This is a genomic window from Pedobacter sp., assembly GCF_035566355.1.
GTDB lineage: Bacteria > Bacteroidota > Bacteroidia > Sphingobacteriales > Sphingobacteriaceae > Pedobacter.
The window spans coordinates 1-12,999 of sequence record NZ_DATMRL010000697.1 but is presented as its reverse complement, the minus strand read 5'-3'; the positions used below and the strand labels follow the sequence as shown (position 1 = coordinate 12,999).

The window sequence follows — 12,999 nt, the reverse complement described above, 5'->3', positions numbered from 1 at the left end:
AAAAAGGTTTTCCGGGCAATTTTTTGAAGCGTTGAGACAGCAGAAATATCCAGATGTATAAGGGTGAAATTCATGTCCAAATTTAGGCCAAAGCGGGGTAATTAACAAAACCTGTGGATAAGCGAGAGTTATCCACATTTTGCCAGAAAAACGTCTTTTAACGGGTTGCTTTTTAGTGGCTTAATGATTAGGATAAGTTTATGTTTTTTTGTTGGTAATATTCTTGATCTTCGCAATCCCAAAAAAGAAGGAAGCTTTTTTCAGGGGTGAATAAAGAATAAAAAACAACATCAAATTAATTAAAATGTCTATGCAGAATACTTGTACCGCAGTGTGGAATAACTCACTTCAAACAATTAAAGCCAGCATCCCAAGCCAAAGTTACAAGACCTGGTTTGAGCCTATCTCTGCTTTAAAATTAGAAGGAAACGTTTTAACTGTACAAGTACCAAGTTTATTCTTTTACGAGTGGCTGGAGGAGCATTATGTAGGCCTTTTACGCAAAACGGTAAAACAGGAACTTGGAGAGGAAGGACGTTTGGAATACAATATTGTTGTAGAGGATAAAACATCCAAAAACAACTCTGTATCTACCAAAGCACAGACAGTACCTGCTTCCACACCGGCAACCACCTCATCAACGGGTAAAGATCTGAGAAATCCATTTGTTGTACAGGGTGTAAAAAGACTGAATGTTAATCCACAACTTAACCCTAATTATACCTTAGAGAACTATATAGAAGGAGACTGTAATCGTCTGGCACGCTCTGCGGCTTTCGCCGTTGCAGCTAAACCAGGAGGGACGTCCTTCAACCCTCTCATGATTTATGGCTCGGTAGGGCTGGGTAAAACGCACCTGGCACAGGCTATCGGTAACGAGATTAAAAGTGTATATCCAGAAAAGCTCGTTATTTTTGTTTCCTGTGAAAAGTTCTGCCAGCAGTTTGTCGAATCCTTAAAAAACAATACCATCAATGACTTCGTGAATTTCTATCAGGCTATGGATGTGATTATTATGGATGATATCCACAATTTTGCAGGAAAGGAAAAGACACAAGATATTTTTTTCCATGTTTTTAACCACTTACACCAGTCTGGCAAACAAATTATCATTACTTCTGATAAGGCACCAAAAGATTTATCCGGATTGGAAGAGCGTTTGCTGAGCCGGTTTAAATGGGGTCTTTCTGCCGATCTGCAAATTCCTGATTTGGAAACCAGAATGGCTATTTTGAGAAAAAAGACAGCCCAGGATGGTGTTAATGTACCTTCAGAGGTTGTTGAATATGTTGCTCATAATATTGATAATAATGTTCGTGAACTGGAAGGTGCTATGGTTTCTTTGCTTGCACAGGCAACTTTGACCAAAAAAGAAATTGATCTGCCTTTGGCTAAATCATTATTGAGAAATTTCATTAAAAATACCAGTAAAGAAATCTCTCTGGAATATATTCAAAAAGTTGTTTGTGAGTATTTCGAAGTACCTTTTGATCTGGTGAAATCGCCAACACGTAAACGTGAGGTGGTACAGGCCAGGCAAATTTCCATGTATCTGTCTAAGAGCCTGACTAAATCTTCTTTAAAGAGTATTGGTGCTTTTTACGGAGGCCGTGACCACTCCACAGTAATCTACGCCTGCCAGACTGTTGAAGACCTGATTGACAGCGATAAAAAATTCAAAGGGTATGTAACAGATATCCAGAAAAAACTAAGCATGAGCTAATTCAAACGACAATAAAAATCATGACTATAAATGCTATTACGATAACCACCGCTCTGGTGGTTATCCTTTTTGTTCCTTATCTGATCAGTATCATTAGAAAAGTCCAAAACCATCAGATTCCCTTTATAAAAGCACTCCATCCTTTTTACACTAAAGAAATGAATGAGGCTGCTCTTTTGAAGGAGCGTTTATCTCCAATTGTTCGAGAAATGGAAACCCAGACCATGGCTAAGTTTGTAAAGTACTGGACTTCAAAGTTTGAGGCCACAGGACTCTCGGAGCAGGATGTTCTTGAATTGAACGCAAAGATAGCGTGTGGAGAACAAAATCAGGTTGACGGCATATTAGCATTGCATCCTGATGGCAGAGCGCAGTTTGATCAGATCAATACCCGGTTAAAAGAACAGTCCCTTCAGGAAACTGAAGTTATGGCCTAGTTCATATGGTTTTAACATTTATGGTTATTGATTTTAATTTCAATTTCCAGTGTTGCATGCTGAATGTTTTGATGTTCAAGTTCATGCTTTAGATTGCCTTTGATTTTTTGCGCCTCCTCAAGGCTGGTGTGTTCTTCGATAATAATATGGGCCGTTAATGCATTTTGAGTAGTGCTGATGGCCCAAACATGAATATGATGAATTCCAGTTATCCCAACTGTTTTTAAGGCGGCTTCTTTTACTTTTTCCAAGTCAACATTTTCGGGTACACCGTCAAGTGACAGCCGGAGGCTACCTTTCAATAAATTCCATGTACTGGCAATGATTACTGCACAAACAATTAGGCTCAATACAGGATCTATCCAATAGATATGTGTGTAATAACATGATAATGCCCCCGGCAACCAGTCCTAGAGAAACAAGTGCATCTGCAGCGAGGTGAAGGAATGCACTTTTTACATTCAGGTCTTTCTCTTTATCTCTAAAGAACATAAAAGCTGAAACTCCATTGATCACAATCCCGATGGCCGAAACGATTGCAATGGTTACCCCTGGCAGCGGCTGCGGGTTGTTGAATCTTAAAATGGCTTCATATCCAATAGCACCGATAGAAATCAGTAATACAATGGCATTGAAAAGTGAAATCAGGATTGACGATTTTTTGTAGCCGTAGGTGTATTTGTTAGTAGGTTTTGATTGGTGAAGTTTGTAGGCGAGCAGCGATAAAGCCAATGCGCCAACATCCAGAAAGTTGTGCCCGGCGTCAGACAGCAGTGCAAGGGAGTTGATCTTGAAACCAATGACGACCTGTACAATTACATAAGCCATGTTCAGCACAATGCCAGTAATGAAGACAGTACCTACATTTGATAATTTAACTACAGCACCGTGGTTATGTCCATGATGGTCATGTGTATGTTCGTGATGGTGTTCGCCCATTATTTTTATTTATAAAGATATTAAAAACAAAAGGGTAAATAAAATAGGAATAAACCCAATAATATATAAATCAGATTGATCAAATGTCTTTTTTTTAGAATTAAATATGGTTTAATTGCGCTTCTTCTTTAAAGTTTATGGATTTTCAGGTTAACCATTTATAAGTACAAATGCAAATAGGATATTTGAGGCTCTTAGTACAAAATACAGTTTGCTCTGTTACTATTAAATGTGCTTCATAACCTGAAAAGTAGTAATAAGTTGAAAGCATGGTGATTTCCGGATGGGAATGCCATGCTTATTTTTTATTATTTCTTTGTATCAGAGGTAAAGGCATGCATGCCGAACCCATTGTTCTGAATCTTCTTCCGGAACTGGATACAACGCAATTGAATAAGGCATTAAAATTATTATTACTTAAATGATCGGGCCACAAATCTCCTTACATAGGTGGAGAAATCTGTAATTTGGTATGTAAATAAAAAACAAAAAGATATTGGCCTGATTTTTTCAGTGTAAGACAACGAACATTTAAATCAATAATTCAATGTCTTTAGTACTTCAAAATAGATTTTTTGTGTATTTTAACTAAAGATCTGTAGAGTACTGTATAATATGGAATACTTAACCAATACGTCCGAAGATTATTCGCTGCAATCAAATCTGGTGTTTGCAGATAAACTAATACACCTACTCGATGGCTATTATCATAGTGATTTGAAAACCAGTGTGTTGGAAGGCCTTGTTTTGGAGCTTTGCCGGCAGACCGATTCTTTAGGGGCTGCAATCTTTCATCATAAAGATGTTATGTTGGATATCATTGTTCTGCAGCCAAAAGAAAATCCGAATGTTATTCTATTCAATAATAGGGTATTAATGATTAAGGAGCAGTGCTCTATCAGATACGAACAAGATATTGAACAACTCTCATGGGGTATAAAAGATACAAAGGAGATTTGCTGGACTGTATCTCTTATAGGATATAAGAGCGAGAATATAGAAAAGAAATGTGAACTCATCAGATTGAGTATTCCTGTTTTAAGGAGTATGCTTGTAGATCAGGAGCAACAAAGAAGCAGAAATATAGAGCTTAACCGTAACCTCAGTAAAATGGTGAGTTTGCAATGTTTGATTGAATCTCTCGATGATATTGTGCTGGAACTTAATGACCAGATGGTCATCAGGAGGGTCTGGGTAAAGGATAAGACTAAATTGTTCATTCCTCCGGAACAATTTATGAATAAGACCCTTAAAGAAGTGTTCGGCGAATTTGGAAATAGATTTATTGGCTGCATTGAAAAGCTGATTCTTACAGGAGAAAGACAAGAGTGTATATATCCTGATTTTGATCAGAAAAAACACCATTGGTTTTGTGCTAAATTTCAAAAGATAGATACTGAACATGGAGAAGCGAGAATTGTTTGTGTTATAGAAGATATTACTTCTAAAAAGGATATGAGTGACCAGCTGGAGCAAAATGCGCTGGAATTGAGACGAATGAATCTGGAACTCATTGAATCTAAAAACCTGGCCGAACAGATTGCCAGAAAACGGACAGAAATCCTTTCTATTATGAGCCATGAAATCCGGACGCCTTTAAATGGGATCATCGGTATCTGCAATTTATTAAATCAGTCACTTTTTTCAGATCCGAAAACTATCGAATATATAGACCATTTGAACTTTTCTTCCAACCATCTTTTACATTTGGTTAATGATATTCTGGATCTGGAGAAAATAGAAAGCCGCAAGATGGAATTAAGTGAGAAGGAAACAGACTTAATTGCCCTGGTGAGGAATATAGGGAAACAGTTTACGCCCATGGCAGAGGCGAAAGGTTTGAAACTGGAATTCTTTCACAATGAAGGGATTCCAAATTGTTTAATGATTGATGACCTTAGACTGAGCAGGATTTTAAATAATCTCGTTGGAAATGCGATTAAATTTACAGACGCCGGAGGGGTATCCATCAGCTTGGAAAGGGTTAAACTAGATGCAGAATGGGCTGGGATTCTCTTTAAGGTTACCGATACGGGAATCGGAATTCCAGAGCACCTTCATTATTTGGTGTTCGATAAGTTTCATCAGGTGCAGCAGGCTTCTCATAGGGAGCAGCAGGGGACAGGGCTTGGACTTAGCATCACCAAGGGCTTGATTAACCTTTTTAAAAGTGAAATCTATTTGACAAGTAAGCCACTTGAGGGAACAACTTTCGAATTCCAGATTGATTTTAAAATTGGTGGTGCGTTCGCGGAGAAAACACCAGATATTCAGCGATCGGGCTACAAGAGTTTACCGGATTTTGATTTACTTGTTGTAGATGACAATCCAGTTAATTTATTGGTTGCTTCACACCAGCTGGACAGGTTTGGAATCAAGGCTGACCAGGCAAATAGTGGTTATGCAGCTTTAAAGCGGATGGAGGAAAAGAATTTTGACGTGGTGTTGGTGGACCTGCATATGCCGGGTATGGATGGGTATGAGCTGTCTAAAAGAATCCATTTTGAATATCCCCGAACTAAAGTGATTGTTTTTACTGCCGATATTTTGGAGGAAGTGCGAACCCGATTAGGACAAATTGGGGTATCACATATTTTGTCAAAGCCCTTCAAACCCGAAGAGATGCATGAATTGCTTTTGAAAGTATTGGAAGAGCAATAGGACTAGTCCTATTGCTCTTGGTCGTAAGTGTAGGTCATGGTTTGACCTGCTATCTTCTTTGCCGTAATCCGCTTGATGTGATCTTGATACAGACTGTGGTCTGTGGAAGATACAGCACTGAGGGCAGCTTTTTTATATTGTTCTTTTGCAGTTTGTAAATCTTGCTGCTCTTCAGCATATATACCCAGATTTTCATAAATCTGAGCTTTGTTTGCTCCGGGAACTGCTAAAGCCTTCTCTGCAATTTGTTCTACCAGTTTGTGCATTTTAAGCGTTACTACCAATTTTAGGTAATGTTCATACACGTCGGGAAATTCAGGTTCCAGTTCTACACATTTTTGGTAATGGTAACCTGCGGTTTGGAAGTTCTTAAATTGATAATGGTAGAAGCAACCTAGCTGATAATGTGCTCTTGCATAATCAGGTTCTGCATTGATAATTTCATTAAAATAGTGAAGCGCTTTTGGAAGCTCACCATAATTAAGTTCTTCTACGGCCTGCAGATACTTTTCTTCTACAGTGTATAAAATGTCCATAAGGATATATATTGTAATTTGTTAAGTCGTTAAAGATCTTAGCAAAGAATGGTTAATGAATTAAATTTTAAAAGCTAGTCTATTTAAATAGTGTGCGCTAGTGGCCAGGAAGAAATTTTAAGCTCATACCCAAGCCTATCAGCCGGGAAAGTGGGCTAATGTGATTCAGATGGATATGTTGGATACGCAGCATGATAATATTTTTTACAAATATATAGTTTTTTGCAGACATGTGTAAATTATCTGTTTCTTCTTTAGGAATATGGATGTTTATTCGCTTTTAGTATTACGGATATAATGTATCTTAGTGCCCGGAACCAAACTCTTCATGAAACATCTTTATAAATCGCAGCTGCAGCTTAACCTGAAACAATTTTATGCCAACCGCAACTGGAGGTCTATCTCTTATTTCGATTCCAAAAGGGACGAAATTTTATTTGTGTTGCCGGAAACAGACGATATACGCGAAGTATTTAACGGACTTTACAGTGTGCTTTCAGCCTTGCCCGAGATTGACTATCCCAAAGAGCGTACAGTGATCAGTTTTTGTTATGAAGACGGAACTTCTTATTGTTCCCGGTTAATTAATCCGAATACGCAGGATGAAATCAATTTGGCTTTGATTGGTTATCGCCCTGAGCGAAGAATCAAACCTGAGGAATTGCAGGAATTATCTTAAGGTTTTAGGAAATTAAAACATTAATTCTACATCATATGTTATGGATGTAGAAACTAATGCTATGGAACCTTTTGAGATCACCGTGTTAACTGGCGGCAGAGAAGAACAGTTAGTTGTATTGGTAGACCCGAATGACAGCAAATATCAGGTATTTGAGGAACAATCCTTTTTAGGGAAAATTTGGGCGGATATTGATGAAGTTGGGATCATCTGGAGCAGTGCAGATTTGATTGCCCCGGAATTGGTACAGCAAATTGGAGAGCAAATAGAGATTTATGATCAGTAATAATAATAGGGTAAATAAAAAAGAAGAGGCTAGTTCTGTTAGCCTCTTCTTTTTTATTTAGATGCCTGGAAGCTGATGCTTCCTGCCTGATGAGTTTCAATTTCTGGTTTGCCTTTAAAAAGCTTTGGTATTCCTGAAACCGATATTTTTTTGCCTTTCCAATCCTTAGTATCAGAAGGTCCTTTAATCGCAATTGTAAGGATCTGATTAGGGTATTTGCCGCCAAGGTTGAGAAGGGTAAGATTGTTGCTGATTACTTTAAAGTCATAAACAACATCTGTTACAGTGACATACTTTCCAAGGTAATTTACTACTTCAGCTGTATTCTTTATAACGATTGGGTTTGTATTTTGGCGAGTTTCAGCGTTTAGGTTTTCCTGTGGTCTTTCTGCCGAAGGTTTGTAGTTTTTAAAGATCTGGTTTAGAACACCGGCAAGTCTTACACCAGCCATTTCTATCCGGCTCTGAATTTCGGGAAGATGTCTGGTGTAGTAGTCATCAGATAATTTGTTCCCCTTTTCCACTTCCGCATACAACCTATTGCTCAACTGATAACTTTCATAAAGCCATTGAACGGGTGCCGTTGCTTGCCATTGTTTGATTTGTGCAGGACTGGCCTGGTTACATTTTTCTGCAAGTTCAACGGAACTCAGGCGAAGGCGGTCAATCATTCTGCTGTCCCATAAGGAATGTAAATTGGTTCCTTTTCCATCAAACTGAACTTGTATTGTATTACCTCCTTTATCTTCTGCGCGGCTTACGTGCATGGGCTGGTGGGCATCGCCAACCAGGTGGACCACGAACTTTAGTGCTTCTATTCTCTTATCCTTAGAATTGTTAGGGTCAGAGAGTGCTTTTTCGTACTGTAAAAGTGCAGAATAGAGATTGTCTTTTTTTAAAGATTTTACTTGATCTTCAAATGCTTTATAAGGAAGTCCGGAAGGCAGGTTTACAAAATGGTATGGGCCTGTGGCTTTATATGCTGGCTCAGACCTGACCTGGTCTGCCCAGCTACTGATTCCTGGAAGAGTTTCGTTTCCCAACAGATCTTTGACCGCCAGTTTTGCTTCTGGTGTTAAATGATTCTCTGCTACTCTGGCTACGGTTTGGTGACCAATTGCACCCCATGATCCTATTAGGATTCCCAACGGGAATAGAAGGTAAATTAATATTCTTTTTTTCATACGGCCGCAAATCTACGGTAGTAGGATTAGAAATATTAGCAATAGTTGTAACAAATTAAAAACTGCTACAAATTTTTGAAAGGAAGTAATTGATCAGTATATAGACTAGTGAATTTTAGTTTTCGTCTTTTTTGAGTAAACAGAGCAGGTATAATTTAGTGTATCGCAGCATATAAAATGTTAAAAATTAATTTCTTTTTTACATCGGTTGTATGACCTCACAATATTTTAAAACTTTGAGCGTATATATATGTGAGAGCGTTAATTTAGATGAGCGGGACCAACCAGGGATAGGGAGGTCCCGCTTTAATTATAGGCCTCCGTATAGGTAAACTGCCAATTACTTCCAAAAGTAAATGCCTCCAGATTTAAAATTTCCTTTAATAGCTGAAAGGTATTTTATGGTGATGATGAATTTTGCACACAATTACTGTGTTCATTTGTTTTGTGGTTAAGTAAAGCTTTAGGAACAAATAGTTATTAAAGGCTTATGAATATTAAGAAGATATAACAAAACACCACTAATTATAAAACTGATGAAAACACAGTGGCCAGTACTTTCTTATGAAAAAGGCAAATCTACTTATGAGACTTTACAGTTATGGACTCAGATTGTCGGGAAAATAAAACTGGCAACACTACCATGGGTAAATCATTCCTGGCATATTACTTTACACATTACGCCAAGTGGATTGACAACACAAAATATGCCCCACAAGGAACTGAATTTTCAGATAGATTTTGATTTTGTAAGTCATGAATTGAAAATGAACACCAGCAGCGGAGCTTCCAGGAAGTTCAGTTTGCATGGACTTTCTGTATCTGCCTTTTATAAAAAGATCTTTGACGACTTGAAAAGTTTAGGTATTGAGTTAGAAATTAAATCTATTCCGGTAGAGATCGCGGAGCCTATAGATTTTAAGTCAGATACAGTTCATCATACCTATGAAGAGAATGAGGTGATTGCTTTTCACCAGGCATTACTTTCCATTCAAAATGTATTTATGCAGTTTAGAAGTGAATTTAAAGGGAAATGTAGTCCTATTCATTTCTTTTGGGGAAGTTTTGATATGGCGCTTTCTTTCTTCTCCGGACGCAAAGCACCTAAACATCCTGGCGGGGTGCCCGGTTTACCAGATTGGGTTGCAGAAGAAGCTTATTGCAGGGAGGTGAGCAGTTCAGGTTTCTGGCCCGGAAGTGAGGCGCTTCCTGAAGCTACCTTTTATTGTTATTTGTATCCTGAACCTAAGGGGTATAAAGATGGTGAAGTTAAGCCGTCAGGAGCCTATTATCATCCGGAATTACGGGAGTTCGTATTGCCTTATGCGATAGTTCAGCGGGCGGAAAATCCGGAAGGTCAATTGCTTGATTTTCTAAGAAGTACTTATGGAATTGGATCGGGGCTGGCTAAATGGGGAGAGGATCTATGGGAGGGTACTCAATAGGAAGAGTTATTGATAGTCTGCAAAGACTTCATCTTTATAACACCACAACCATTTTTCGCCGGGTTCTGCAGAAATAACCACCGGATGATCCGTTTTGTGGTAATGATTGGTCATATGGGCATGGGCAGACTGATCACAGCAAAGGGTGGTACCGCAGGTTTGGCAGGTTCTTAAGTGCACCCAATCGCTGCCGATTTTAACACATTCTTCGCATACCAGTTCTTTAGCAAGCTTCAGGCTTTTGATTTCTTGAATATGGTTACAGATTTCAGGGCTTTCCATACGGTGGCTTATTTTATGCCTAATAAAAATAGGGAATAATTATTAAATAGTTTGAAGATTTAGTATTTTTACTCAAAATCAACCCCTCAACTTTTTTTAACATTGTTCCAAATAGTGGTCCGATATTATTAAGATGACGAATCTATATAGCAGACTTGAAGATCATCAGTTAGCTGACTTATTGAAGTCTGGTGATCAGGTTGCGTTCACGGAAATCTATAACCGTTATAAATACCTTTTGTATCTGCATGCTTATAAGCGCATTAGAAATGCGGATGAAGCTGAAGATTTGGTGCATGATCTTTTTGCCGTGCTGTGGAACAATAGAGCGCAGTTTGTTTTGAAGACGCACTTGTCTGGCTACTTGTATGCTGCGGTTAGAAACAGGATTTTTAAATTGCTGTCCCATAAGGATATTGAGTCTGTTTATCTCTCGTCTTTTTTTGAGGCCGGTGAACGGGCTGTGAATGTAACGGACCATTTGGTTAGAGAAAATCAACTTATGGTCCAGATAGAAAAGGAAATCGCATCGCTTCCAGTTAAGATGAGGCAAATATTTGAGATGAGCCGCAAAGAACATCTTTCTCATAAAGAAATAGCAGACCACCTTCATCTTTCTGAGCAAACTGTCTCAAAGCAAGTTACCAATGCATTGAAAATTTTAAGAACGAAACTGGGTTTATTGACTTTTTTAATCTTTCTGATCAGGCATTAAATTTTTTTTAAAAATTATCTACCTGTTGGGCTGGAGTTAAGGGTCTATATATTTAAGCGACCGATTAAGGCCTCATTAAAGATGAATAAAGAAGAATTAAAGACATTACTGGAAAAATTCGATGCAGGACAATGCACTGCTGAGGAAATTGGTATGCTGGAAAGCTGGTACCTGGTATGGAGATCTGAGGAGACTATAGACTTTGAGGAAGCAGAGGCAGAACGTAGGGTAGATCAGATTTGGGATAGATTGAAGCTGGATGTTGAAGTAAAGAAAAAAATAGTGTTATGGCCGCGTATTGCTGCTGCTGCGGTGCTGCTTCTTAGCCTGAGTTTGGGATTATATTTTTATCAAAGTCATTCTTTAGCCTCGAAGCAGGAACTGGTTCAGCAGGATGTTGCTCCGGGAGGAAACAAAGCTTATCTGACCCTCGCAGATGGAAAGAGGATTACCTTGACGGATGTGGCTAATGGGGAACTGGCTAAACAAGCCGGGGTGGCTATACGGAAATCTGCAGACGGCCAATTGATATATCAGCTGTCTGACCGGGAGGCTGCGAGCGACAAGCCTGTATATAATACGATAGAAACACCCAATGGTGGGCAATACCAGGTCATTTTGCCTGATGGTACTAAAGTGTGGCTTAATGCAGCATCAGTCCTTAAATTTCCCTCCTCTTTTACGGGCTTAAAAGAACGTAGAGTTGATTTAAGCGGAGAAGGATATTTCGAGGTAGCCCATAATGCAAAACAACCCTTTATTGTAAAGAGCCGACAGCAAGAAGTACTTGTTCTGGGTACTCATTTTAATATTACCAGTTACACTGGCGAGACAACAATTACTACTTTGCTCAAAGGGGCTGTAATGGTTCGTCGTTCAGGAAAAATTGCAAATCCCCTGGAGGGGGAAGACTTTGCTGTTTTAAAACCTGGAGAGCAATCTGAACTGAAAGAAAAGATAACCATAAGTCCTGCTGATCTGGAAATGGCTACTGCATGGAAAGATGGATTGTTTATTTTCAATAAAACAAAACTCCAGAATATTTTGATGCAGTTGTCGAGATGGTATAATGTACATGTTGATTATAGTGATGTTCCTAAAGATAGAGCGCTTTCCGGGGCTATAAAACGGGAGTCAAATTTGTCCAGCGTATTAAAAATGCTTTATGAAACGAGTCGTATTAACTTTGTAATAGAAGACAACACCATAAAAATGAAGAAGTAAACATATGAAGAAGACCATTTTAAGTTTGGCTGCAATGCTAATGGCATTCATGGCATCTGCACAGATCAGCAATCCTGTAACCTGGAGTTATGGAGTGAAAAAAATTAATCCGAAGGAAGTCGTCGTGATGTTTAAGGCTGTTATGGATAAAGACTGGCATATTTATTCAACAAACCAGCAAGCAGGTGGACCTCAGAAAACAACTTTTGCTTTTGCGGCTTCTAAAAATTATCAGCTTTTGGGTAAGATTGCTGAGCCTAAACCTATTGTAGAATACAGTGATGTTTATAAGTTTGATCTGCTTTATTTTAAGAATGCCGTAGTTTTTCAGCAGAAGATCAAGCTGGTTAAAAAGACGGTTCTTAAGGCAACAGTTACTTATATGGTGTGCACCGATAAAGAGTGTAAACAGGCAACTGAAGTGAGTTTTAATGTTCCGGTTGGGTAAAAACCGTAAAGATATTTGCAAACCTAAATTTAAGCCTATGTAACATGTATACAAAGCCGAAAAAAAATAAACCAGGTGCGCTGGAACGCAACTGGTTTTATTAAGGCACATCAGTAATTAAACGAATCAATCAACCGACCACAACCTTAACTTAACAAATGTATGAATTTCAAGATTCTATACAAGGAATGTCATTGCTTTAAAAAACGCAATACTCGTTCCTCCGATTTAAAATCTAAAATGATTTTAATTATGAAACTAACCACAATTATGATGATCATCTGCTGCATCCATGTTTCTGCTGCAGGTTTTTCTCAACAGATCACCTTGTCCGAAAAAAATGCATCTCTGGAAAAGGTCTTGATCAAAATCAAGAAGCAAAGTGGGTATCAATTGCTTTATGATGCACAATTGATAGAAAAATCGAATCCGGTTACTCT

15 protein-coding genes are annotated in these 12,999 nt (G+C 38.5%); 10 read left to right on the top strand and 5 right to left on the bottom strand.

All coding sequences use genetic code 11. The features are described from left to right. Window positions 1–310 precede the first annotated feature (310 nt). Window positions 311–1,723 carry a chromosomal replication initiator protein DnaA gene (dnaA, locus tag VNZ46_RS27480; RefSeq protein WP_325564582.1) on the top strand — a complete coding sequence of 471 codons (1,413 nt, stop codon included), beginning with the start codon at window positions 311–313 and terminating at the stop codon, window positions 1,721–1,723. A gap of 20 nt (window positions 1,724–1,743) precedes the next feature. Continuing rightward, window positions 1,744–2,160 carry a hypothetical protein gene (locus VNZ46_RS27475; RefSeq protein WP_325564580.1) on the top strand — a complete coding sequence of 139 codons (417 nt, stop codon included), beginning with the start codon at window positions 1,744–1,746 and terminating at the stop codon, window positions 2,158–2,160. 11 nt (window positions 2,161–2,171) lie between these two features. Here the strand turns inward: VNZ46_RS27475 and VNZ46_RS27470 are convergent, their stop codons facing one another. Together VNZ46_RS27470 and VNZ46_RS27465 are read right to left on the bottom strand one after the other, a co-directional pair. Then, the gene (locus VNZ46_RS27470) at window positions 2,172–2,411 is read right to left on the bottom strand and encodes a hypothetical protein (RefSeq protein ID WP_325564578.1); all 240 of its coding nucleotides are present in this window, start codon (window positions 2,409–2,411) and stop codon (window positions 2,172–2,174) included. A 40-nt stretch (window positions 2,412–2,451) separates the two neighbouring features. After that, window positions 2,452–3,099 carry a cation diffusion facilitator family transporter gene (locus VNZ46_RS27465; protein ID WP_325564576.1) on the bottom strand — a complete coding sequence of 216 codons (648 nt, stop codon included), beginning with the start codon at window positions 3,097–3,099 and terminating at the stop codon, window positions 2,452–2,454. A 615-nt stretch (window positions 3,100–3,714) separates the two neighbouring features. Here VNZ46_RS27465 and VNZ46_RS27460 point away from each other — a divergent pair. Beyond that, window positions 3,715–5,760 carry an ATP-binding protein gene (locus tag VNZ46_RS27460; RefSeq protein ID WP_325564573.1) on the top strand — a complete coding sequence of 682 codons (2,046 nt, stop codon included), beginning with the start codon at window positions 3,715–3,717 and terminating at the stop codon, window positions 5,758–5,760. 8 nt (window positions 5,761–5,768) lie between these two features. Here the strand turns inward: VNZ46_RS27460 and VNZ46_RS27455 are convergent, their stop codons facing one another. Further along, window positions 5,769–6,296: a hypothetical protein gene (locus VNZ46_RS27455; protein WP_325564571.1), complete on the bottom strand. Its 528-nt coding sequence runs from the start codon at window positions 6,294–6,296 to the stop codon at window positions 5,769–5,771. Between the two features lie 328 nt (window positions 6,297–6,624). Here VNZ46_RS27455 and VNZ46_RS27450 point away from each other — a divergent pair, with 328 nt between their 5' ends. Then, window positions 6,625–6,975, top strand: a complete 351-nt coding sequence (locus tag VNZ46_RS27450) for a hypothetical protein (RefSeq protein WP_325564569.1) — start codon at window positions 6,625–6,627, stop codon at window positions 6,973–6,975. Between the two features lie 40 nt (window positions 6,976–7,015). Further along, window positions 7,016–7,261 carry a hypothetical protein gene (locus VNZ46_RS27445; RefSeq protein ID WP_108549750.1) on the top strand — a complete coding sequence of 82 codons (246 nt, stop codon included), beginning with the start codon at window positions 7,016–7,018 and terminating at the stop codon, window positions 7,259–7,261. Between the two features lie 53 nt (window positions 7,262–7,314). Here VNZ46_RS27445 and VNZ46_RS27440 read toward each other — a convergent pair whose 3' ends face one another. Continuing rightward, window positions 7,315–8,445, bottom strand: coding sequence for a S1/P1 nuclease (locus VNZ46_RS27440; protein WP_325564566.1), 1,131 nt, complete (start codon window positions 8,443–8,445; stop codon window positions 7,315–7,317). Window positions 8,446–8,981: 536 nt separating this feature from the next. Between VNZ46_RS27440 and VNZ46_RS27435 the strand changes: the two genes are divergently transcribed. Further along, entirely contained in the window at window positions 8,982–9,890 is a 909-nt protein-coding gene (locus tag VNZ46_RS27435) for a DUF5996 family protein (RefSeq protein ID WP_325564564.1), read from the top strand. Window positions 9,891–9,896: 6 nt separating this feature from the next. On the opposite strand, the gene VNZ46_RS27430 is transcribed toward VNZ46_RS27435, so the two are convergent. Beyond that, window positions 9,897–10,172 carry a UBP-type zinc finger domain-containing protein gene (locus VNZ46_RS27430; RefSeq protein WP_325564562.1) on the bottom strand — a complete coding sequence of 92 codons (276 nt, stop codon included), beginning with the start codon at window positions 10,170–10,172 and terminating at the stop codon, window positions 9,897–9,899. A gap of 133 nt (window positions 10,173–10,305) precedes the next feature. On the opposite strand from VNZ46_RS27430, the gene VNZ46_RS27425 reads away from it, so the two are divergent. From VNZ46_RS27425 to VNZ46_RS27410, 4 genes are all read left to right on the top strand, one after another. Then, on the top strand, window positions 10,306–10,887 hold the full coding sequence (locus VNZ46_RS27425) for an RNA polymerase sigma-70 factor (RefSeq protein ID WP_325564560.1): 582 nt from the start codon (window positions 10,306–10,308) through the stop codon (window positions 10,885–10,887). Between the two features lie 81 nt (window positions 10,888–10,968). Further along, window positions 10,969–12,111, top strand: coding sequence for a FecR family protein (locus tag VNZ46_RS27420; protein WP_325564558.1), 1,143 nt, complete (start codon window positions 10,969–10,971; stop codon window positions 12,109–12,111). A gap of 4 nt (window positions 12,112–12,115) precedes the next feature. Further along, window positions 12,116–12,559, top strand: a complete 444-nt coding sequence (locus VNZ46_RS27415; protein WP_325564556.1) for a protein-disulfide reductase DsbD domain-containing protein — start codon at window positions 12,116–12,118, stop codon at window positions 12,557–12,559. Between the two features lie 252 nt (window positions 12,560–12,811). Beyond that, window positions 12,812–12,999, top strand: a 188-nt coding sequence (locus tag VNZ46_RS27410; RefSeq protein ID WP_325564554.1) for a hypothetical protein, incomplete at its 3' end; no start/stop codon positions are given.

Coding starts and splice junctions, on each gene's coding strand:
- dnaA (WP_325564582.1), top strand. CDS start 311: ATGCAGAATACTTGTACCGCAGTGTGGAATAACTCACTTCAAACAATT.
- VNZ46_RS27475 (WP_325564580.1), top strand. CDS start 1,744: ATGACTATAAATGCTATTACGATAACCACCGCTCTGGTGGTTATCCTT.
- VNZ46_RS27465 (WP_325564576.1), bottom strand. CDS start 3,099: ATGGGCGAACACCATCACGAACATACACATGACCATCATGGACATAAC.
- VNZ46_RS27460 (WP_325564573.1), top strand. CDS start 3,715: ATGGAATACTTAACCAATACGTCCGAAGATTATTCGCTGCAATCAAAT.
- VNZ46_RS27455 (WP_325564571.1), bottom strand. CDS start 6,296: ATGGACATTTTATACACTGTAGAAGAAAAGTATCTGCAGGCCGTAGAA.
- VNZ46_RS27450 (WP_325564569.1), top strand. CDS start 6,625: ATGAAACATCTTTATAAATCGCAGCTGCAGCTTAACCTGAAACAATTT.
- VNZ46_RS27445 (WP_108549750.1), top strand. CDS start 7,016: ATGGATGTAGAAACTAATGCTATGGAACCTTTTGAGATCACCGTGTTA.
- VNZ46_RS27440 (WP_325564566.1), bottom strand. CDS start 8,445: ATGAAAAAAAGAATATTAATTTACCTTCTATTCCCGTTGGGAATCCTA.
- VNZ46_RS27435 (WP_325564564.1), top strand. CDS start 8,982: ATGAAAACACAGTGGCCAGTACTTTCTTATGAAAAAGGCAAATCTACT.
- VNZ46_RS27430 (WP_325564562.1), bottom strand. CDS start 10,172: ATGGAAAGCCCTGAAATCTGTAACCATATTCAAGAAATCAAAAGCCTG.
- VNZ46_RS27425 (WP_325564560.1), top strand. CDS start 10,306: ATGACGAATCTATATAGCAGACTTGAAGATCATCAGTTAGCTGACTTA.
- VNZ46_RS27420 (WP_325564558.1), top strand. CDS start 10,969: ATGAATAAAGAAGAATTAAAGACATTACTGGAAAAATTCGATGCAGGA.
- VNZ46_RS27415 (WP_325564556.1), top strand. CDS start 12,116: ATGAAGAAGACCATTTTAAGTTTGGCTGCAATGCTAATGGCATTCATG.